The sequence below is a fragment of the Bacillus cereus group sp. MG9 genome (genome assembly GCF_040459995.1).
GTDB lineage: Bacteria > Bacillota > Bacilli > Bacillales > Bacillaceae_G > Bacillus_A > Bacillus_A mycoides.
Map to the genome: position 1 here is coordinate 1,221,100 of NZ_JARVHC010000001.1, position 19,852 is coordinate 1,240,951.

The window sequence follows — 19,852 nt, forward strand, 5'->3', positions numbered from 1 at the left end:
TTTTTTGTTTGCCTTTAAGAGGTTTTATGGTACTATAATTATAGTATCAGGTACTAATAACAAGTATAAGTATTTCTGGGAGGATATATCATGGAACTATTACAAGGGAAAACATTTGTTGTTATGGGCGTTGCGAACCAAAGAAGTATTGCATGGGGAATTGCTCGCTCTTTGCATAATGCAGGTGCAAAATTAATATTCACATATGCAGGAGAGCGTTTAGAAAGAAACGTTCGTGAACTAGCGGAAACATTAGAAGGACAAGAATCACTTGTATTACCTTGTGATGTAACGAATGATGAAGAACTTACAGCTTGCTTTGAAACTATTAAGCAAGAAGTTGGTACAATTCACGGTGTTGCACACTGTATTGCTTTTGCAAATCGTGATGATTTAAAAGGTGAATTTGTAGATACTTCTCGCGATGGATTTTTACTTGCACAAAATATTAGTGCATTCTCTTTAACAGCTGTAGCAAGAGAAGCGAAGAAAGTGATGACAGAAGGCGGAAATATTTTAACTTTAACATACCTTGGCGGCGAGCGCGTTGTGAAAAACTATAACGTTATGGGTGTTGCGAAAGCTTCGTTAGAAGCTAGCGTGAAATATTTAGCGAACGATTTAGGACAACATGGCATTCGCGTTAACGCTATTTCTGCAGGACCAATTCGTACGTTATCTGCGAAAGGTGTAGGCGACTTTAACTCAATCTTAAAAGAAATTGAGGAACGCGCACCACTTCGTCGTGCGACGACTCCAGAAGAAGTTGGAGATACAGCAGTATTCTTATTCAGTGATTTAGCACGCGGAGTAACAGGTGAAAACATTCATGTTGATTCAGGATATCATATTTTAGGATAAATATAATAGGAATTAAAGTTTAAAAAGGACAGTCTCTAAACGTTGAGACTGTCCTTTTTAATTGTTCTCAGAAAGAACGATTTTTAACGAAAGTTCTAGCCACGTTATGAATATAACTATAATAGTACACGATTTATCCAGCTACGTATGGAAGTGGGAGGGACGAGTGTGAAGAATAAAAATAAAAGTTCAACAGTTGGAAAACCGTTGTTATATATTGCACAAGTAAATTTAGAACTCGCTGCACCGAAAATAAAAAGAATTATTTTAACGAATTTCGAAGATGAGGATCAAAAAGAGCAAAGTAATAGAAATGAAAGTATTGTAAGTAGTGCTGTGGAAGAAGTGGTAGAACAAGAGAAACAAGAACCACGAGAGGAGCCTCAAGTGGAGGTGGAAGAAAAAGTAGAGGAAGAGCAAGTGAGAACGGTCCCTTACAATAAATCCTTTAAGGATATGAATAATGAAGAAAAAATTCATTTTTTATTAAATCGTCCTCATTACATTCCAAAAGTAAGATGTAGAATAAGAACGACGACCGTCTCATATATAGGATCGATTATATCTTACCGTAATGGCATTGTATCCATTATGCCACCAAATAGTATGAGAGATATTCGATTATCTATAGAAGACATCAAATCGATTGATATGGCCGGCTTTTAAATATGTAAAGGTGGTAGAAAGCTTCTACCACCCCAATAGTTTTTTAGTTTACTTAACTATAGAAACGTCGCGTAAGCACTGAATAGCACAGAAGCAGCTTAAATCAACAGTAATGCAAGTAGATGTCGAGATTAATCTTGCATTTGGTATAGCTAAAAACGTACAAATTGGATCGTCGCCAGGTGGTACAGGAGACCCATCACCTAATACTACAGTTAACACACGTAGGACAGCACAGCTATCGTCATCTACGCTTTCTACACGGAAAATTGGAGATTGGCAGTTAGTAAGGCTTGAAGATGGTGCAAATGCTTCAAATGGCGTTCCAGCTTTTGTGTATAAAATAAAAGGGCGTGTATTTGCTACTGCTGCTGTATTGTGTGCTCCTAAAAATGGAATTTCACAACCAGAACCACATGTTGAACTAGAGCAATCTTGTAGTTCATTGATGAATTTTACGACGTCAACTACGCAGTGAGAAGAGCTATGGTGTTTATTTTCGTTACAACTCATTAATGTCACTCCTTATCTTCTTGTTTGTATTTACATTAATAAGATATTGGAGTGGGGGAGATTTGGTCACAATCTTAAGACCTTTTTTTTTAAATAGGCTAAAGAGGATAGGGAAGGTGGAATTATGTTATTTACAAGCTGGCTTTTATTTTTTATTTTTGCGCTAGCTGCATTTAGGTTAACTCGTCTTATTGTTTATGATAAAATTACAGCTTTTTTGCGAAGACCGTTTATTGATGAGTTAGAGATTACAGAGCCTGATGGAAGTGTATCGACTTTTACAAAGGTGAAAGGGAAAGGATTAAGAAAGTGGATGGGAGAATTATTAAGCTGCTATTGGTGTACAGGTGTGTGGGTTAGTGCTTTTTTATTAGTTTTATATAAATGGATTCCTATTGTTGCAGAGCCTGTACTAGCATTATTAGCCATTGCAGGTGCAGCAGCGATCATTGAAACAATTACAGGATATTTTATGGGAGAATAATAAAGTGAAAATTTAATCAGTGTGGGGCATCCCCCGCTAATTATCAGCCCTCACCAATCGGGATAAATTTTCATGATGTTAGAAAAAGCGGAGTTTAAAAGAATGAGGGAACGGAAATAAGGAGTTGTTCATATAGTGAATAGACAGAATTGACAGTAGAGGAGATGTTTGCTGTGAGCAATAATCCAAGGCGAAATTCATATGACCTGCAGCAGTGGTATAACATACAGCAACAGCAACAAGCACAACATCAGGCATATCAAGAGCAATTACAGCAACAAGGGTTTGTGAAAAAAAAGGGATGCAACTGTGGGAAAAAGAAGAATACAATAAAACAATATGAAGAATGAAACACTCATGTTACGGTGAGTGTTTTTTATTGTAAAAATAAAAAGCGGTATTTCAATTAAGAAATACCGCTTTTTACTAGCTAATTTGTGCAACTGTTAATGCTGCAGCACGGATGTCTACAGTTCCAAGCAGTTCAACTGGTACAATTTGAATTAAGTCACCAGGGTTTAAGTTAATAAGAATAACACCGCTGGATACGTCTACTTCACCAGTACCAATAACGTTAGAGCGAACCGCTGTACCTGATCCAGGAATAATGTTAGCTGGTGTACCTAATGATAAGAAGAAACGACCAGCTTCTGGTGCAGTAGGAACGTTATCAAGACTGATCGTTAATGTATAACTGATTTGATAAATACCAGCTACTTGAATTCGAATACCGTCTCCGACACTTACTGTATTATTTATTACAGGAACAGTAATATTTGGGTTTGGACTTACGCTAGGTAATAGTAGTGGTGTGAATAGTGAAGCGAACTGAGGTGCAGAAGCGTTGAAAGCAAAACCGAAGGCAGGTAGTGTACTAGCTGGTTTCGCCTCACAATCAATGTTATTAAATTCGCAATCAGAAGAGAACATGTTTTTCACTCCTTTATCTGTTTCTACTTTTAGTTAATGAAAAGGACAGGTTCTATGTTCTAGACAAGTTCCCAATTTTATAAAAAATACATAATAATACCTTTTAAGCATGGATTGGGTGGCAGAATCATCTGCCACCCAATCCATGCTTAAATTAGTATTCAGTTTTATATAGAAACATCGCGTAAGCATTGAATAGCGCAGAAGCAACTTAAATCAACAGTAATACAAGAGGAGGTTGATACTAATCTTGCATTTGGTACAGCTAAAAATGTACAGATTGGATCGTCACCAGGTGGTACAGAGGTACCATCACCTAAAACTACAGTTAATACACGCAATACAGCACAGTCATCATCATCTATACTCTCTACACGGAAAATTGGAGATTGGCAGCTAGTAAGGCTTGCAGATGGTGCAAATGCTTCAAAAGGTGTTCCAGCTTTTGTGTATAAAATAAAAGGACGTGTATTCGCTACTGATGCAGTGTTATGTGCTCCTAAAAATGGAACTTCGCAACCAGATCCACATGTTGTGGTTGCACATTCTTGTAGTTCATGTATAAAACGAACGACATTAGATACACAGTTGAAATCACAATCATGGTGTTGATGATCTTCATTACAATTGCAGCTCATTATGTTCACTCCTTATCGTGAGTTCTGACATACACTATTACAATATGAACGGGATATGGTTGATATTACGTTAATTCTCAGGATAGAAACAGGGAATTTATATAGAGGGGATGTACATATCGTGATATGGAAAAAGACACCCATTATTTAATGGATGTCTTTTCAGGTAAATCTTTTTGGGTAGTATATAGAAAACGAGATATATCTAGTTTCTTTCCTCTGAAAAATTGCGGGGAGGAAATGTAAAGTTCTTCTTTTGCGCGTGTAATGGCGACATAGAGTAATCGTCGTTCTTCTTCTAATGCTTCAGAAGTCTCCGTCACACGGTCATTTGCATCTTTTAAAGAAGAAGTATGCGGCAATATACCATCGCTTGCTCCGAGTAAAAAGACGCATGGAAACTCAAGGCCTTTCGCGTTATGAATTGACATAAGCGATACGGTATCTTTTTGCGGCATTGTTTTTAATGCTTCCATTTCTTTTTGACCTTGAATGGCTTCATTAATAAATTGTAAGTAAGCTGGAATATCCGTAAAGCGAGTTGCTGATTCCATTAATTCTTCTAACATTTCTTCTTGTATGTCCTTATGCATCGTAAAGGAAGAACGATCATTACTTTGTAAGTACTCTAAATACTTTCCTTTACCATGAATAATTTCTTTCAATGCTTTTTTCGGTTCAAGTTCTTTTATAAACTTAATAAAATCGATTCGCTCATTTACTTTTTTAACTTGAAAAGGTTTCAAGCTTGGGTTTAGTAATAGAAAATGAAGAAGAGAAGGGAAACGGCCCTCACCATATTTCCATTGTTCACGTTCAATAAATGAAATGCACTCATCACGGCCAATATACATTGTTGGTAATATATTTGAAAGTGATTCGAGGCGGAACGGTTCAAGCACGAGTCGTAAGTGATCTAATACGGGCCTAATTAAAGAATGTTCGTAGAACGATTGGCTCGCTCCATGTTTAATAAATGGAATCTTATGAATTGTAAGCTGATCAAGTAAAGAACGGCTCACAGAATGTGTACGATATAATAAACAAAAATCTTTATAATTTCGTTCACCACTATCTACTTTTTCCTGAATGAGTTGCAAAATTTGATTTGCTTCATCAAGAGTTGTCGCAGGTCGTGCATAAAACGGCTGCATGCCATCGTTACGAACAGAATATAGCTCTTTATCAAAACGTTCTTGATTGAGCTTAATAACTTCATTTCCAAGTCCGACGATAAATGGATTAGATCGATAATTCGTATTAAGTGCGATAATCGTTGTATTATCAAATTCCTTTGGAAAAGATAAAATAATTTGGTGACTTGCCCCTCGCCAGCCGTAAATCGCTTGATCGTCATCACCTGCGATAAATAAATTATTTCTTGGCGTGGCTAACAATTTTACAATTTCATATTGTGCATACGACGTATCTTGAAACTCATCTACTTCAATGTAATGAAAACGCTCTTGTAATTGAGTAAGCAGGGGAGCGTTATTTTCTAACATATAATACATTTCTAATAAGATGTCGTCAAAATCGATATAATTGTGTCGTTGTTTTACCTCTTCGAAACGTTCGTATACTTCTTTGAACTCTTGTTCAACCGGTGTTTTCGCTTTTACATCTTTCGGACGATTCAAGTTGTTTTTCTCAAGTGAAATCATAGCGAGTATCGTTTCGGCATCATAATCGTCTTTTAAGCGCAATTCTTTCAAAATTTTCTTTATCATAATTTGTTTATGTTTTTCATTTGCTAAAATTTGCTGATTATATCCTTGACTACGAAGCAATTTTAAAAAGACGGAGTGGAATGTACCAGCAACGACATAGCTACTTGCGGCATGATTCATACCAGGTAAATTCGCTACACGGCTTCGAATTTCTTCAGCTGCTTTTTGTGTAAACGTCAGCAGTAAAATATTTCGCGGATGGACATGTTTTACATTAACTAAATAACCAACGCGAGTTGTTAAAACAGATGTTTTACCACTTCCAGCACCAGCTAGTGTAAGGACAGGTCCTTCTGTCGTTTGCACTGCTTCTAACTGTTTTTCATTTAAATAAACACCTTGCTGTTCTAAAGCGCGGAAATACGCCGCATCTGCATCTTCTTCCATAATTAAATGGGTAGATGTTTTCGGAATATGATACGCCGCTTGCGGAATGCCAGCGTGTGTTAACGGTTTTTGTGAAAATTTTTCTTGTGTCATATATTCACCTTCAAAACTATAGCATCAACATTTAACTTTAGCGGAAGAAAAAGAAAATAGCAATGTAAAAAACAGGAGGGGCTACCTCCTGCTACAAAATTACCCCGCTATTTGCGGGCAGTAAAACTCTCACTTCAAAATTCAGGTGCCCGTAAACGCCCGATTGGTGAAGGCTAATAATCAGTGGGGGATGAACAAAACCCCCACTGATTAAAGTTTCACTTTATAATTCTTTTATCATTACGACGTGTGGGATATTTGCTTCCATAAACACATCAGAAGCCGTCACGTATCCTAGCTTTTTATAGAAAAATTCAGCATGTGTTTGAGCATGGAGTTTCAATTTCGATAGAGACTCTTCCTTCGCATACGCTTCAAGTGCATCCATAATGATTTTACCAATGCCTTTTTTGCGATGGGAAGCTAGTACGCAAATGCGTTCCATCTTTCCAACTCCATCAACGATGCGGAAGCGACCAGCACCAACTGGAACATCATTATCATATATAACAACGTGTGTTGAAATTTCTTCAAACTCATCATACTCTTCTTCTGCAGAAACACGTTGCTCATTCACAAATACTTGCTTACGTACAGAGAATGCATCTCTTAGTTGTTCGTCCGTTTGTACGATTTGTGCGTGCAAATTAGTTGTTCTCCTTTCCAAGGTGGAATGTTTCATGTACAGTCCACGTTCCATTTTCTAATTGGTATAGAAGGTGGAAACGATCGATTGGTTGCTCATAATAGAAATCTTTCATACGTAATCGACCTAATACATCAGCGTGCTCTGCGTCTGATAAGTCTTGACCGATTGTTAAATGAGGTACGAAAGAGTACTCGCGTTCTTGTGTAAAGAAACCATTATGCATTTCTTCATTTAAGAAAGTAAGTTCAGGTGTTTTTTCTACTTTAAAATAAAGAACATTATTAACAGGTGCGAATGAACCGACTTTCCCAACATGAAGGGTGAAAGGGTTCGTTTTATTTGCGATTGTATGTAACTCATTCACAATCGATTCTAATTGTTCATCTTGCGTCTCAAAGGGTGTTTTCAATGTAATATGTGGCGGAACTAATGCGTAATGCGGATCATAACGTTTACGTAATCCGTTCGCTTTATCTTGAATCATTTTTGATGGGAAAATTACAATTCCTAATTTCATGTTACAATTCCTCCCTTTGCAAGTCTAGTTAGATTTTGAGAATAAATCTCTTTATCTATTATATCAAATTATTCTGAATACCGCTCTCTATTATTTCATTGATAGAATATGAGAAAATGCTTTTGGTAAATCTGCTTGCCAATATTTCCATGTGTGATTCCCTTCAAACTCTTCATAATGCGTGATGAAATTTCTATCTGTAAGTAGTTTATTTAACTCGCGATTTGGTTCTACGAAATCAGATACTTGTCCGTCTGTACGCTTGACAGCTGTTTCTTCGGTCCCAATTACGTGATAAAGATCTAGCGCCCCCGGATTTTTGAAATCTTTTGCTAAGTTCATGACTGTTTCATCAACAAATGGTGATTGCATAACGACCTTACCAAATGTATGCGGATACATAAGTGCGGTCATGAAGGAAACTGTACCGCCGAGAGAATCTCCAATTAAAACGCGTCCTTTACCCATTTGATACGTTGGATAATTTGCATCAATATATGGAGCAAGCTCGTGAGCAAGGAAGCGAATGTAAGCAGCATTCTTTACATCATTTGGGAAATATTTTTCCTTACGATCGTGTACATTTTTATATGGAATACCGACAATAATTGTGCGGTCGATTTCTTCAGTTTCACGAAGACGCTCAATTACACGGTGCGCTTTACCAAGCTGAAAATAATCTCTACCATCTTGTGCAATAACAACCGTATGCTTATGGAGAGGTGTGTAATTTACTGGTAAATAAACAAGAAGTGTAAGCTCCTCTTGAAGTGATGTACTAAAAAATGAAATTTCTTCAATTCTCCCTATTGTTTGATTCATGTATATCCCCCTAAATAAAAATTTACTGTAATGATTGTAAGAGCAACGCTTGTAGTGAAAAGGAAAGAAATAATCACTAATAGGTGCCTTAATTTCTATTTTACCATAATGGTACGAAGAATCTAAAAAATTAGTATTTAAGTTGTGAAAGAAAACGGATATAATGAAGTGGGATTTTTTACAGGTGAGAGGGGAGACAGGATTTGAAACAAGAAAGATCAATCGCACTACCACTAGCAATTTCCATTATAGCAATTTCATTCGCAGCTGTTTTTGCAAAGATGTCCTCAGCACCATCTTCCGTTTTAAGTATGTATCGATTATGGATTATCGTACTTATTATGCTGCCGATCGTTTGGAAAAAACGGGAAGAGTTTAGTAGGATTCAAATAAAAGATTGGGGATTTTTAATTGGATCTGGTTTCTTTTTAGCTCTTCATTTTCTTCTATGGTTTGAATCCTTAAAGCATACGACAGTTGCTAGTTCGACGATTATTTTAGCACTTCAACCGATCGTATCTTTAGTGGGAGGTTTTTTCTTATTTAAAGAAAGAACAACCTATTCAGCAATTGCGACGATGGGAATTGCGATACTAGGCGTAATGTGTATTGGCTGGGGAGATTTAGGGCTAAGTGAGCAAGCAATTTATGGGGATATATTATCCTTTTTAAGTGTAATAGCAGTTGTCGGTTATTTATTTATCGGACAAACGACAGTAAAGAAAGTATCTCATTGGATTTATAGTTTCACTGTATTTGCCTTCGCTGGTATATTTATAGCCATTTATAACGTTATACTTCAAGTGCCATTTACAGGCTATACGAAGTGGGATTGGAGTATTTTTCTTTTACTTGCGATTGTACCGACAGTGTCACACGTCATTAATAATTGGTTATTAAATTACGTAAATGCAACAACGATTTCAATGAGCATTTTAGGAGAACCAGTTGGGGCATCTATACTAGCGTTCTTCTTACTTGGAGAAAAATTAAATGCAATGCAAATTATCGGTAGCATGCTCGTATTGTTTGGTGTATCTGTTTTCTTACTACAGCAACAAAAGCGAACAGCAAAAAATGTGGTGAACGAACCGGCTTATACACAGGAATTATAACGAGTTTATTCTAATATACGAAAAGAGAAGTTATTGGTAACTTCTCTTTTTTTTGTTCCATGCAGAAAATAAAACAGATTAATAGGGGGAATTCCCGCCATGTAGCATGAAAAAAGATAATATATAGTGGAGTTACATCATACGTTTCTCATACAAATATAGAGGGGGAAGGAGAGACAAAATGAAAGAGATTTTAATGAAATACATGACAAATCTTACAACATTAAGTGAAGAGCAGCAGCGCATGATCGTAGAAGAATTACAAATTGAAGAGTATAAAAAAGGAACAGTGCTCCTAGGGCAAGGAGATGTTCCGTCTAAATGTTATTTTGTATTAAAAGGATGCGTGAGGCAACATTGTATAGATGAATCTGGAAAAGAAGTTACATCAAATTTTTATACAGAAGAACAAGCAATCGCAAATTTCAATCATCATAAACAAGATAAATTATCCCCACATACGTTAACGTGCCTAGAAGATTGTCTAGTTGTAGTTGGCGATCTGTATAGTGAAAAGGACATGTATAAGAAATATTCACAGTTAGAAGAAATGACGCGCCAAATGATTGAATACAATTTTGGTGAAGTACAAGAAGAACTTACATTATTTATTGCATCGACACCAGAAGAGCGCTACAAATCATTATTACAAAAACGACCTCATTTAATCGATCGTGTTCCTCAATATCAATTGGCAAGTTATCTAGGTATTACGCCAGAATCATTAAGCAGAATTAAGAAACGACTCAAACAGTAGAGTTTTTTCCACCTCTAAGCAATAGCCATATACTAAATCCTAGTTCACCTGCGATCATCGGTAGTTGAAAGACAACGTTAAGAATGGAAATAATCGCATCATATTGTGAAAACATCGTATTCATTACGTTAATGATGATATAGCCGATTGCAGCAATGAGCAGTAATATACTAATAGTTTTCGGTATGTTTTTAGATTGAAAGGTTACGTATCCTAAGGTGAGAAGATGTAAGCCGAAAATGATTAATCCTACAGACCAAATGTATTCAAAAGCTTCTAGAAATAACATTGTATATGCTTCTGAATTAGCAACTGTGTTTTTTGAAAGAAGTAATACAAATATTAAATTGAATATAGCAATCCCAAGTATAGCTGTATACATAAGACGAAGACAGGCAGCTAGTAATGAGAGGCTAGTATGGATAGGTTTTAGAAAGAAATAAAGAGCCCACGAGGCGATAATATCCGTAATGAAAATGATAATCCATCCGAAAATTTCTGCTTTGAAAAGTGAACTTGAAGTTTGAATATTATGGAGTGTCGTGCTCGTATCTCCTTGTACAACGAGATTTTCGTGAACAAAACCGTAAGAAAAAAATGCAGTGAATGCCATGATAAGAAGAGAAGTGCCTGCAAATAAGGCAAAATTTCGCTCAGTCATAATACGTCCTCCTATTCTAATGTTGTTTTCATTGTAATAGGGAAGAGGAGGAGATTCATTGACTTAAATCAAGGGAGGGGAAGTTTAGTGGAATTTCCATCAAAAAAAGATGTATGGTTATATCCGATTTTTTTCGTTGGCATTGGAGCGTGTTTTGCTCCCATATTTGCAGGTAGAGAATATTTTCTTTTATTTTTTACAATTCCTTTAGCCATACTATTTATTTGGAGTTGGTTTTCAACAAAATATATTGTTGGGGAAGAAACAATTACTATTAGATCGGGTTTCGTTAAAAAGTGCATATTTATACGAGATATAAAACAAATTTCGAGCACGAAAAATCCGTTAGCCGCCTATGCACTATCATTCGATCGATTAGAAATTGTTTACGGATCATATGAAACAGAACTTATTTCTCCAAGAAATAAAGAAGAATTTATTTTGTTGTTAAAAAGAAAAAAACCTGGGATTGAAATAAAGTAAGAGAGTGGATTCATATCTACTCTCTTTATGTCACTTTGGATTTGTCATATAAGGTTGTACGTGAACGATACATAAGTCGCGGAATTTTCCTTCAGCAGTTGTGACAATTACGACTGCTCTTCCTGCACTTTTTCCAGTAATCGTTACTGTCTCACCTTTCGGATAGATGGTGATGACGTCGGAGTTCATATTTGTCCAAATAAGCTCTTGATTCTTTGCCTGCATTGGCAAAACGGAGGCTGATAAATCGGCACTTTGTCCGGTTTTTATTTTAAGCTTATTTTTCTGTATATGAATACCAATTACAGATATAACAGAAGGAGCAATTGAAATTTTGGATGGATTAGGTTGTATGTTTAAAAGAGAAGTAGAAGTGTTTGTGATAGGTGAAAATTTTCTTATATGTTGTTGCTGTAAAGATGCTAACATTGTGGAGTCCCCTTTCTGTATAGGTGTCGATACTAATAATATAAAGGAAGAATGTTATAGTAAATTTAACGAAACATAAAGAAATTGTTAAATTCGAGAAGAATATTGTCGAAATGCGGTTAAAAGAAAGCTCTGCTGTTATCGTAACAGCAGAGCTTTCTTTTTATAGATTATGAATATGTTGTTTTTCAAAATTCTCAAATTGCTCTTCAACTTCTTTTGAAGGTTTAGTTAGTAAACTAACAATTATGATCACTATTAAACTAATAGCGAAACCAGGAATCATTTCATATAAGAAATCTTTTAGGAACTTAAACTGTGTCCAAATAATTACTGTGGCTGCACCTGAAATCATACCAGTAAGCGCGCCCCATTTCGTCATACGTTTCCAATATAAGCTTAATAAAATAGCAGGTCCAAATGAAGAACCAAATCCAGCCCAAGCATATCCAACAAGAGCTAAAATCGTATCATTTTGTTTAAGCGCTAATGCACACCCAATTAAAGCAACACCAAGAACAGCCATACGACCGACAAATACAAGTTCTTTATCAGAAGCAGAACGCTTAAAGAATGTTCTATATAAGTCTTCTGTTACTGCACTTGAAGTAACGAGAAGCTGAGAAGAAATTGTACTCATAATAGCGGCTAAAATAGCGGCTAATAAAAATCCAGTAATAAGTGGATGGAATAAAATTTTTCCGAGTTCAAGGAAAATTGTCTCTGGGTTAGATAATGTCAAATCTTGTTGTGAATAGTAAGCAATACCGATAAGACCAGTAAACATAGCTCCGACAACAGAGAAAATCATCCAGCTCATACCAATTCTTCGTGCGCTTTTAATTTCTTTTACAGACGAAATAGCCATAAAGCGTACGATAATATGAGGTTGTCCAACATAACCAAGGCCCCATGCGAATAAAGAAATCATTCCTAAAGTAGAGGCACCTTTAAAAATATCTAAACGTGTTGGATCTACAGATCGAATTGTATCAAATGCAGGTCCAAGTCCGTTTGAATTCATAATTGTTACAATAGGAACAAGAATAAGAGCAATTACCATAATGATTCCTTGCACGAAGTCTGTCCAACTTACTGCTAAGAAACCACCAAATAGTGTATAAGCTACAACAACGCCGGCTACAATGAGTAATCCAACATGATAGTTTATACCAAATGAATTTTCAAATAATACAGCACCTGAAACTAATCCTGAAGCTACATAGAAAGTAAAGAAAATCATAATAACAAGTCCGGATACTAAGCGTAGCATATGAGATTTGTCGTGGAAACGGTGTTCCAAAAATTCTGGGATAGTAATAGAGTTGTTTGCAATTTCAGAGTAGGTACGTAAGCGAGGAGCGACATAAAGCCAGTTTGCGTATGCACCTAGTGTTAGGCCGAATGCAATCCAACTACTACTTAATCCAACGCTAAACATTGCACCGGGTAAGCCCATTAAAAGCCAACCGCTCATATCTGATGCTCCAGCACTTAATGCTGTTACTGCGGGGCCTAGTGTACGCCCGCCAAGCATATAATCTGTTAAGTTGGACGTTCGTTTGTAGGCGAAATAGCCGATTACTAACATCCCGAGCATGTAAATAGAGATAGAAGTTAAAGTTAACATCTGCGTACTCATGTAGTTCCCCTTCCTTTTGTCATGTCTTTTGATGCGTTATGCATATTTATAATCTATCATGATTATTCTGAAAAATCCATACGGAAATACGAATTTTCAGAAATGTAAGCGTTTTTTGACATCGTTTTACTTTTTAAATATATAAATTTCAGACAAAAAAACCTTAATTTTAATAGAGTATTTATTATATTTACATAAAAACACGTTGTTTTGTCAATATAATATTGAAAGAAGGGAGAAATATTTTTTTGAAAAAAGTATTGACTTGTGAAAAAAGTTAGGTCTATAATGAGTGCAACTTAAAAAAATGCAAGCGTTGATGAAGAAGAGTACACATGATGAACATGTCAGAGAGCTGATGGTTGGTGCGAATCAGTATGGGATTGATGTGGAATGGGCTTCGGAGCTTCCAAACCGAAACGAAAGAAGTAGGCTTTGGCGACATGATCTCATCGATACAAGAGACACGTATTATTTTTTGATACGGCAAAGTGCGTTACATTCGTAACGAATTAAGGTGGCACCACGGGAGTACCCGTCCTTTCTATAGGATGAGTACTCCCTTTTTGTGTACAAAAAATTAAATATGTTAAATCGTTTAAGTAAGAAGAGTACGTATATTGGAGACGTTTCAGAGAGCCGGGGACAGGTGGGAGCCCGGTGCGGTGCCATATACGGAATGGGCTTACGAGAGGTATGCTGAACAATTATTTTCAGTAGGCAACCCGGGTTCCGCCGTTACAAGGATAAGGTATATATTTTGTACCTGAATAAAGCGGGATGCTTTTGCGTCCAACCTGAGGTGGTACCACGGTAAATTTATCGTCCTCTACATATTTCGATATGTAGGGGACTTTTTTATTTTTCAGAGTGAGGTGAAAGGCATGATGACAAAAGAGGAATTTATGAAGCAAAAAGAACAAAGAAACACATTTTTAGTAATTGCTGAAGAAGAAGGAGATAGCATTACGCCAATTTCTTTATATAGACGTATGAAGGGAAAGAAAAAGTTTTTATTAGAAAGTTCGCAGCTTCATCAAGATAAAGGGCGCTATTCTTACTTAGGGTGTAATCCTTATGGAGAAGTGAAAAGCGTTGGTATAGAAGTAGAGCGAATGATGTATGGGAAAAAAGAAAAGCTGCAGGGTAACGTACTGCAAATGCTAGAAGAGGTAATCGCACCAGCGCAAGTAGACAGTCCATTTCCGTTTTGCGGGGGAGCAGTTGGATATATTGGCTATGACGTCATTCGGCAATATGAAAACATTGGAGCAGATTTACACGATCCATTAAATATTCCAGAAGTACACCTTTTACTATATCGTGAGTTTACCGTTTACGATCATTTACGCCAAAAGTTGTCATTTGTATATGTATGCAGGGAAGACGATTCAGCTTCTTATGAAGAAGTATACGAAAGATTGCAAGTATACAAAGAGGAAGTGCTAAAGGGAGAAGAAGCGGAAGTAAATGAAATACAATCAATATTATCATTCACTTCTTCAATAACTGAAAAAGAATTTTGTGAAATGGTAGAAACAGCGAAAGAATACATTCGGGCCGGAGATATTTTCCAAGTTGTATTATCCCAGCGTTTGCAAAGTGAATGTATTGGAGATCCATTTGCATTATACCGGAAACTTCGAATTGCAAATCCATCACCATATATGTTCTATATCGATTTTCAAGATTATGTTGTACTTGGCTCTTCACCGGAAAGTTTGTTATCAGTAAGAGAGGATAAAGTGATGACAAACCCAATTGCTGGTACGAGGCCGAGAGGGAAAACGAAGCAGGAAGATGAGGAAATCGAAAAAGAACTGTTAGGAAATGAGAAAGAGCGAGCAGAGCATATGATGCTTGTGGACCTAGGACGAAATGATATTGGCAGAGTAAGTGAAATTGGCTCTGTGACGATAGATAAATATATGAAAGTAGAAAAATACTCTCACGTTATGCACATTGTATCTGAAGTTTACGGAACATTGCGAAAACAAACGAGTGGATTTGATGCATTAGCATATTGTTTACCAGCTGGTACAGTATCAGGTGCTCCGAAAATAAGGGCGATGGAAATTATTAATACGTTAGAGCATGAGAAAAGAAATGTATATGCCGGAGCTGTTGGATATATTTCATTCTCAGGAAATCTTGATATGGCGCTAGCAATTCGAACGATGGTTGTAAAAGACGAGAAAGCGTACGTTCAGGCAGGAGCGGGTATCGTCTACGATTCAGATCCAGTTGCTGAATATGAGGAAACATTAAATAAAGCGAGAGCGCTTTTGGAGGTTATGAAATGATTGCACTAATTGATAACTATGATTCCTTCACATATAACTTGTATCAACTATTAGGCGAGTACGAAGAAAACATCGTCGTCTTAAGAAATGATCAAATAACAATTGAACAATTAGAGGAGATGAAGCCGAAAGGAATTGTGCTTTCACCGGGACCTGGGAAACCAGAAGATGCTGGAATTTGTATTAATGTTATTCGTCACTTTTATAAGAACGTTCCCATCTTAGGAATTTGCCTTGGCCATCAAGCAATCATATCCGCATTTGGAGGAGAAATTGTTAGAGCAGAGCGCATTAAACACGGAAAAACATCGCGTGTGAAACATAACGGAACGTCAATCTTTTCGTACGTAACGCAGCCGCTAACGGCAATGCGTTACCATTCACTCGTCGCAGCGCAAAATAGTTTACCACAATGCTTTGACATACTCGCGACGGCGATGGATGACGGAGAAATCATGGCAGTTCGTCACAACTATTATCCGCTCTTCGGATTACAGTTTCACCCAGAATCAATTGCGACAGAAGAAGGCGGAAAGTTAATACGTGCCTTTTTAGCACAAGTGAAAGAGGAGGAGAGAGTATGAACAGTTATCTTCGAAAATTAGTCGAGGGACAACATTTAACAGAAGAAGAAATGTATGAAGCGGGACTTCTTTTATTAAGTGACAACATATTGGAAAGTGAAGTTGCAGCTTTCTTAGTATTGCTGAAAGCGAAAGGCGAAACAGCAGAAGAAATATACGGGCTCGTTCGTGCTCTTCGAGAAAAGGCATTACCGTTTTCAAATCATATAAAAGGCGCGATGGACAATTGCGGAACGGGTGGTGACGGTGCACAAACATTCAATATTAGTACAACATCGGCATTTGTACTTGCCGGAGCTGGTGTAAAGGTCGCGAAACATGGAAACCGCGCTGTTTCTAGTAAAACAGGAAGTGCTGATTTATTAGAAGAACTCGGTGTAAACATAAGCTGCACGCCGGGTGAGATTGACTATTTATTAGAGAATGTAGGTATTGCCTTCTTATTCGCACCAGCGATGCATCCAGCATTAAGACGTATTATGAAAATAAGAAAAGAATTAAACGTTCCGACGATCTTTAACTTAATTGGCCCTTTAACGAATCCTGTTAACTTAGAAACACAATTTGTCGGTATTTATAAACGAGATATGTTATTGCCAGTAGCGGAAGTGTTGCAGAAACTTGGCAGAAAACAAGCGCTCGTCGTAAACGGAAGTGGCTTTTTAGATGAAGCATCATTACAGGGAGAAAATCATGTCGTCGTTTTAAAAGATAATGAAATAGTAGAAATGAGTATTGATCCAGAAAAGTATGGTTTTTCAAGAGTGAAAAATGAAGAAATTAGAGGTGGGAATTCAAAAGAAAATGCAAAGATTACGCTCGGAGTATTAAGCGGAGAAAAGAGTGTCTATCGCGATACTGTTTTATTAAATGCAGGTCTAGCCCTTTTCGCAAATGGAAGAGCAGAAACGATTGAAGAAGGAATTACACTAGCGGCACATAGCATTGACTCTGGAAAAGCATTAGCCAAACTAAACTTATTAATTGCAGCAAGCCATGAAAAATTAGAAAGGGTGAATTAAAATGGGGACGATTTTAGACAAAATTGTAGAGCAAAAGAAAGTAGAAGTTGCGGAGTTATATGAAACATATTCACCAGTGAAAGAAAAAAGGAAAACACACTCACTTGTAAAAGCTTTAGAGCGGTTTACTGTAATAGCAGAGGTAAAGCGAGCGTCTCCATCAAAAGGCGATATTAATTTACACGTTGATGTGCCAAAACAAGTGAAAACATATGAAGAATGCGGTGCTGGAGCAGTTTCGGTTTTAACAGACGGTCAATTTTTTAAAGGATCGTTTCACGACTTACAAACTGCAAGAGCAGAAAGTAACATTCCGCTTTTATGTAAAGATTTTATAATTGATAAGATTCAAATTGATAGGGCGTATGAAGCTGGTGCAGATTTAATTTTATTAATCGTTGCAGCATTGTCAAAAGAGAAGCTAAAAGAGCTTTATAACTACGTACTAGAAGTGGGATTAGAAGCGATTGTTGAAGTTCATGATGAACAGGAATTAGAAATTGCAATCGAATTAAATCCGCACGTTATCGGAATTAATAACCGTAATTTAAAAACGTTTGAAGTAGATTTAAGCCAAACTGAAAAGCTCGGAAAACGACTGAATGAGGAAAACCTACTTTGGATTAGTGAAAGTGGTATTCATTCAAATGAAGATATTATTCGCGTCAAACGAGCTGGTGCAAAAGGTGTATTAGTTGGAGAAGCCCTTATGACATCATCTTCTATAAGTACCTTTTTCGAAGACTGTAAGGTGAACATATGAAAGTGAAAATTTGCGGCATCACTGATGTTGAAACAGCAAAACATGCTTGTGAATACGGAGCAGATGCAATCGGATTTGTTTTTGCAGAAAGTAAACGGAAAATCACTCCAGGACAAGCGAAAGAAATTATTGGGGAAATTCCAGCCCACGTTTTCAAGGTAGGTGTTTTCGTAAATGAATCAGTCGAAGTGATCCAGAAAATTGCAGAGGAGTGCGGGTTAACGCATGTGCAACTACATGGGGATGAAGACAATCATCAAATCATAAGATTGAATATTCCGTCTATAAAAGCGGTAGGAGTAGCTTTAGAGAAAGATATTAAACGTGCGAAAAAATACGAAACAGATTATCTGTTATTTGATAGCCCGAAAGAAAAGTTCCACGGAGGAAACGGAAAGACTTTCTCATGGGAGTTACTCGCACATATGCCAAATGAGTTGCGAGAGAAAACGATATTAGCTGGCGGATTAAACATCCTTAATATAGAAGAAGCAATTCGAACCGTTCAGCCATATATGGTCGATGTAAGCAGCGGAGTAGAGACAGAAGGAAAGAAAGATATAGAGAAAATAAAACAATTTATTATAAAAGCGAAGGAGTGTTCCAAATGAACTACGCATATCCAGATGAAAAAGGTCATTACGGTATATACGGGGGGCGATACGTTCCAGAAACGTTAATGCAATCCGTATTAGAACTAGAAGAAGCATATAAAGAAGCGATGCAAGATGAAGCGTTTCAAAAGGAATTAGATCATTATTTACAAACGTATGTTGGAAGAGAAACACCGCTTTATTTTGCGGAAAATATGACGAAGTATTGCGGCGGAGCAAAGATTTATTTAAAGCGTGAAGATTTGAATCATACGGGAGCTCATAAAATTAACAATACAATTGGTCAGGCACTTCTTGCGGTAAGAATGGGTAAGAAAAAAGTTGTCGCTGAAACAGGAGCAGGACAACACGGAGTTGCAACAGCTACTGTATGTGCACTTTTCGGTTTAGAATGCGTCATCTTCATGGGAGAAGAAGATGTGAGACGACAAAAATTAAACGTGTTTCGAATGGAATTACTCGGAGCAAAAGTAGAAAGCGTTGCGGCAGGTAGCGGCACGTTGAAAGATGCGGTAAACGAGGCGCTTCGTTACTGGGTTTCACATGTACACGATACGCACTACATTATGGGATCAGTTCTCGGGCCACATCCATTCCCGCAAATTGTTCGTGATTTCCAAAGTGTAATTGGGAAAGAAACGAAAAAGCAATACGAAGCGTTAGAAGGAAAATTACCAGAAGCAGTCGTTGCTTGTATTGGCGGTGGTAGTAATGCAATGGGAATGTTTTATCCGTTCGTACACGATGAAGAAGTTGCTCTTTACGGTGTTGAAGCAGCTGGAAAAGGTGTTCACACAGAAAAGCACGCAGCCACTTTAACGAAAGGAAGTGTCGGTGTTTTACACGGATCGATGATGTACCTTCTGCAAAATGAAGAAGGGCAAATTCAAGAAGCGCACTCTATTTCGGCAGGGCTGGATTACCCAGGTGTTGGGCCAGAACATAGCTTGCTAAAAGATATTGGCCGCGTTTCTTATCATTCCATTACAGATGAAGAAGCGTTAGAAGCATTTCAATTATTAACGAAAAAAGAAGGGATTATCCCGGCATTAGAAAGTTCACATGCTGTTGCATACGCTTTAAAACTAGCGCCGCAAATGAAGAAAGACGAAGGACTTGTCATTTGTTTATCCGGCCGCGGTGATAAAGATGTAGAGAGTATAAAACGTTATATGGAAGAGGTGTAAAA

The 19,852-nt window shown here is 37.1% G+C and carries 23 protein-coding genes and 2 other annotated features; of the genes, 13 read left to right on the plus strand and 10 right to left on the minus strand.

Features of this window, described 5'->3' with window-relative positions; translation table 11 throughout:
* The first annotated feature begins 90 nt into the window (after positions 1-90).
* Positions 91-861 carry an enoyl-ACP reductase FabI gene (gene fabI, locus QCI77_RS06225; protein ID WP_002011384.1) on the plus strand — a complete coding sequence of 257 codons (771 nt, stop codon included), beginning with the start codon at positions 91-93 and terminating at the stop codon, positions 859-861.
* A gap of 147 nt (positions 862-1,008) precedes the next feature.
* Positions 1,009-1,527 (plus strand): CotO family spore coat protein, encoded by a 519-nt coding sequence (locus QCI77_RS06230; RefSeq protein WP_181295479.1) that lies wholly within the window; start codon positions 1,009-1,011, stop codon positions 1,525-1,527.
* Between the two features lie 48 nt (positions 1,528-1,575).
* Here the strand turns inward: QCI77_RS06230 and exsY are convergent, their stop codons facing one another.
* Complete coding sequence (gene exsY / locus QCI77_RS06235; protein ID WP_002140857.1) at positions 1,576-2,040, minus strand: exosporium assembly protein ExsY; 465 nt, start codon at positions 2,038-2,040, stop codon at positions 1,576-1,578.
* Positions 2,041-2,164: 124 nt separating this feature from the next.
* Here exsY and QCI77_RS06240 point away from each other — a divergent pair, with 124 nt between their 5' ends.
* Entirely contained in the window at positions 2,165-2,524 is a 360-nt protein-coding gene (locus QCI77_RS06240; protein WP_002140858.1) for a DUF1360 domain-containing protein, read from the plus strand.
* Between the two features lie 164 nt (positions 2,525-2,688).
* The gene (locus QCI77_RS06245) at positions 2,689-2,874 is read left to right on the plus strand and encodes a hypothetical protein (protein WP_044438098.1); all 186 of its coding nucleotides are present in this window, start codon (positions 2,689-2,691) and stop codon (positions 2,872-2,874) included.
* A gap of 76 nt (positions 2,875-2,950) precedes the next feature.
* Here QCI77_RS06245 and exsF read toward each other — a convergent pair whose 3' ends face one another.
* The 6 genes from exsF to QCI77_RS06275 form a co-directional block, all read right to left on the minus strand.
* Positions 2,951-3,454: an exosporium protein ExsF gene (exsF, locus tag QCI77_RS06250; protein WP_002011391.1), complete on the minus strand. Its 504-nt coding sequence runs from the start codon at positions 3,452-3,454 to the stop codon at positions 2,951-2,953.
* 167 nt (positions 3,455-3,621) lie between these two features.
* The gene (gene cotY, locus QCI77_RS06255; protein ID WP_002011392.1) at positions 3,622-4,092 is read right to left on the minus strand and encodes a spore coat protein CotY; all 471 of its coding nucleotides are present in this window, start codon (positions 4,090-4,092) and stop codon (positions 3,622-3,624) included.
* A gap of 143 nt (positions 4,093-4,235) precedes the next feature.
* The gene (locus QCI77_RS06260; RefSeq protein ID WP_044437809.1) at positions 4,236-6,302 is read right to left on the minus strand and encodes an ATP-dependent helicase; all 2,067 of its coding nucleotides are present in this window, start codon (positions 6,300-6,302) and stop codon (positions 4,236-4,238) included.
* Between the two features lie 223 nt (positions 6,303-6,525).
* Positions 6,526-6,948, minus strand: coding sequence for a GNAT family N-acetyltransferase (locus tag QCI77_RS06265; protein ID WP_353824660.1), 423 nt, complete (start codon positions 6,946-6,948; stop codon positions 6,526-6,528).
* Between the two features lies 1 nt (position 6,949).
* Positions 6,950-7,468 (minus strand): YjcG family protein, encoded by a 519-nt coding sequence (locus QCI77_RS06270; RefSeq protein ID WP_002011397.1) that lies wholly within the window; start codon positions 7,466-7,468, stop codon positions 6,950-6,952.
* A 90-nt stretch (positions 7,469-7,558) separates the two neighbouring features.
* The gene (locus QCI77_RS06275) at positions 7,559-8,290 is read right to left on the minus strand and encodes an alpha/beta hydrolase (protein WP_002030493.1); all 732 of its coding nucleotides are present in this window, start codon (positions 8,288-8,290) and stop codon (positions 7,559-7,561) included.
* 203 nt (positions 8,291-8,493) lie between these two features.
* Between QCI77_RS06275 and QCI77_RS06280 the strand changes: the two genes are divergently transcribed.
* Positions 8,494-9,405 (plus strand): DMT family transporter, encoded by a 912-nt coding sequence (locus QCI77_RS06280; RefSeq protein ID WP_002030492.1) that lies wholly within the window; start codon positions 8,494-8,496, stop codon positions 9,403-9,405.
* A gap of 181 nt (positions 9,406-9,586) precedes the next feature.
* Positions 9,587-10,162, plus strand: coding sequence for a Crp/Fnr family transcriptional regulator (locus tag QCI77_RS06285; RefSeq protein WP_061674952.1), 576 nt, complete (start codon positions 9,587-9,589; stop codon positions 10,160-10,162).
* Here the strand turns inward: QCI77_RS06285 and QCI77_RS06290 are convergent.
* Positions 10,152-10,823 (minus strand): DUF4386 domain-containing protein, encoded by a 672-nt coding sequence (locus QCI77_RS06290; protein ID WP_353824661.1) that lies wholly within the window; start codon positions 10,821-10,823, stop codon positions 10,152-10,154. The genes QCI77_RS06285 and QCI77_RS06290 overlap by 11 nt on opposite strands.
* 87 nt (positions 10,824-10,910) lie before the next feature.
* Here QCI77_RS06290 and QCI77_RS06295 point away from each other — a divergent pair, with 87 nt between their 5' ends.
* Positions 10,911-11,306: a PH domain-containing protein gene (locus QCI77_RS06295; protein WP_002030490.1), complete on the plus strand. Its 396-nt coding sequence runs from the start codon at positions 10,911-10,913 to the stop codon at positions 11,304-11,306.
* A 30-nt stretch (positions 11,307-11,336) separates the two neighbouring features.
* Here the strand turns inward: QCI77_RS06295 and QCI77_RS06300 are convergent, their stop codons facing one another.
* The gene (locus tag QCI77_RS06300; RefSeq protein WP_016101541.1) at positions 11,337-11,735 is read right to left on the minus strand and encodes an Ig-like domain-containing protein; all 399 of its coding nucleotides are present in this window, start codon (positions 11,733-11,735) and stop codon (positions 11,337-11,339) included.
* A 163-nt stretch (positions 11,736-11,898) separates the two neighbouring features.
* A complete protein-coding gene (gene putP, locus QCI77_RS06305; RefSeq protein WP_353824662.1) occupies positions 11,899-13,377 on the minus strand; it encodes a sodium/proline symporter PutP in 1,479 nt (492 codons plus the stop codon).
* A gap of 307 nt (positions 13,378-13,684) precedes the next feature.
* Positions 13,685-13,923: a binding site (T-box leader), on the plus strand.
* 42 nt (positions 13,924-13,965) lie between these two features.
* Positions 13,966-14,210: a binding site (T-box leader), on the plus strand.
* A gap of 51 nt (positions 14,211-14,261) precedes the next feature.
* Here putP and trpE point away from each other — a divergent pair.
* From trpE to trpB, 6 genes are read left to right on the plus strand one after another with little or no spacing between them, the layout of a single operon-like run.
* Positions 14,262-15,680 carry an anthranilate synthase component I gene (gene trpE, locus QCI77_RS06310; protein WP_002086925.1) on the plus strand — a complete coding sequence of 473 codons (1,419 nt, stop codon included), beginning with the start codon at positions 14,262-14,264 and terminating at the stop codon, positions 15,678-15,680.
* The gene (locus QCI77_RS06315) at positions 15,677-16,264 is read left to right on the plus strand and encodes an anthranilate synthase component II (protein WP_353824663.1); all 588 of its coding nucleotides are present in this window, start codon (positions 15,677-15,679) and stop codon (positions 16,262-16,264) included. The genes trpE and QCI77_RS06315 overlap by 4 nt, the downstream gene beginning before the upstream one ends.
* Positions 16,261-17,286 carry an anthranilate phosphoribosyltransferase gene (trpD, locus tag QCI77_RS06320; RefSeq protein WP_044437821.1) on the plus strand — a complete coding sequence of 342 codons (1,026 nt, stop codon included), beginning with the start codon at positions 16,261-16,263 and terminating at the stop codon, positions 17,284-17,286. Before QCI77_RS06315 ends, trpD begins: the two co-directional genes overlap by 4 nt.
* A 1-nt stretch (position 17,287) precedes the next feature.
* A complete protein-coding gene (gene trpC / locus QCI77_RS06325; protein ID WP_353824664.1) occupies positions 17,288-18,049 on the plus strand; it encodes an indole-3-glycerol phosphate synthase TrpC in 762 nt (253 codons plus the stop codon).
* Positions 18,046-18,660, plus strand: a complete 615-nt coding sequence (locus QCI77_RS06330) for a phosphoribosylanthranilate isomerase (RefSeq protein WP_002086918.1) — start codon at positions 18,046-18,048, stop codon at positions 18,658-18,660. Before trpC ends, QCI77_RS06330 begins: the two co-directional genes overlap by 4 nt.
* Complete coding sequence (gene trpB, locus QCI77_RS06335; RefSeq protein WP_002086917.1) at positions 18,657-19,850, plus strand: tryptophan synthase subunit beta; 1,194 nt, start codon at positions 18,657-18,659, stop codon at positions 19,848-19,850. The genes QCI77_RS06330 and trpB overlap by 4 nt, the downstream gene beginning before the upstream one ends.
* The last annotated feature ends 2 nt before the right edge of the window (positions 19,851-19,852 follow it).

Excerpts from the sequence above, each read along its gene's own strand:
- fabI (WP_002011384.1), top strand. The coding sequence starts at position 91 with ATGGAACTATTACAAGGGAAAACATTTGTTGTTATGGGCGTTGCGAAC.
- QCI77_RS06230 (WP_181295479.1), top strand. The coding sequence starts at position 1,009 with ATGGAAGTGGGAGGGACGAGTGTGAAGAATAAAAATAAAAGTTCAACA.
- exsY (WP_002140857.1), bottom strand. The coding sequence starts at position 2,040 with ATGAGTTGTAACGAAAATAAACACCATAGCTCTTCTCACTGCGTAGTT.
- QCI77_RS06240 (WP_002140858.1), top strand. The coding sequence starts at position 2,165 with ATGTTATTTACAAGCTGGCTTTTATTTTTTATTTTTGCGCTAGCTGCA.
- QCI77_RS06245 (WP_044438098.1), top strand. The coding sequence starts at position 2,689 with ATGTTTGCTGTGAGCAATAATCCAAGGCGAAATTCATATGACCTGCAG.
- exsF (WP_002011391.1), bottom strand. The coding sequence starts at position 3,454 with ATGTTCTCTTCTGATTGCGAATTTAATAACATTGATTGTGAGGCGAAA.
- cotY (WP_002011392.1), bottom strand. The coding sequence starts at position 4,092 with ATGAGCTGCAATTGTAATGAAGATCATCAACACCATGATTGTGATTTC.
- QCI77_RS06260 (WP_044437809.1), bottom strand. The coding sequence starts at position 6,302 with ATGACACAAGAAAAATTTTCACAAAAACCGTTAACACACGCTGGCATT.
- QCI77_RS06270 (WP_002011397.1), bottom strand. The coding sequence starts at position 7,468 with ATGAAATTAGGAATTGTAATTTTCCCATCAAAAATGATTCAAGATAAA.
- QCI77_RS06275 (WP_002030493.1), bottom strand. The coding sequence starts at position 8,290 with ATGAATCAAACAATAGGGAGAATTGAAGAAATTTCATTTTTTAGTACA.
- QCI77_RS06285 (WP_061674952.1), top strand. The coding sequence starts at position 9,587 with ATGAAAGAGATTTTAATGAAATACATGACAAATCTTACAACATTAAGT.
- QCI77_RS06290 (WP_353824661.1), bottom strand. The coding sequence starts at position 10,823 with ATGACTGAGCGAAATTTTGCCTTATTTGCAGGCACTTCTCTTCTTATC.
- QCI77_RS06300 (WP_016101541.1), bottom strand. The coding sequence starts at position 11,735 with ATGTTAGCATCTTTACAGCAACAACATATAAGAAAATTTTCACCTATC.
- putP (WP_353824662.1), bottom strand. The coding sequence starts at position 13,377 with ATGAGTACGCAGATGTTAACTTTAACTTCTATCTCTATTTACATGCTC.
- trpE (WP_002086925.1), top strand. The coding sequence starts at position 14,262 with ATGATGACAAAAGAGGAATTTATGAAGCAAAAAGAACAAAGAAACACA.
- QCI77_RS06315 (WP_353824663.1), top strand. The coding sequence starts at position 15,677 with ATGATTGCACTAATTGATAACTATGATTCCTTCACATATAACTTGTAT.
- trpD (WP_044437821.1), top strand. The coding sequence starts at position 16,261 with ATGAACAGTTATCTTCGAAAATTAGTCGAGGGACAACATTTAACAGAA.
- trpC (WP_353824664.1), top strand. The coding sequence starts at position 17,288 with ATGGGGACGATTTTAGACAAAATTGTAGAGCAAAAGAAAGTAGAAGTT.
- QCI77_RS06330 (WP_002086918.1), top strand. The coding sequence starts at position 18,046 with ATGAAAGTGAAAATTTGCGGCATCACTGATGTTGAAACAGCAAAACAT.
- trpB (WP_002086917.1), top strand. The coding sequence starts at position 18,657 with ATGAACTACGCATATCCAGATGAAAAAGGTCATTACGGTATATACGGG.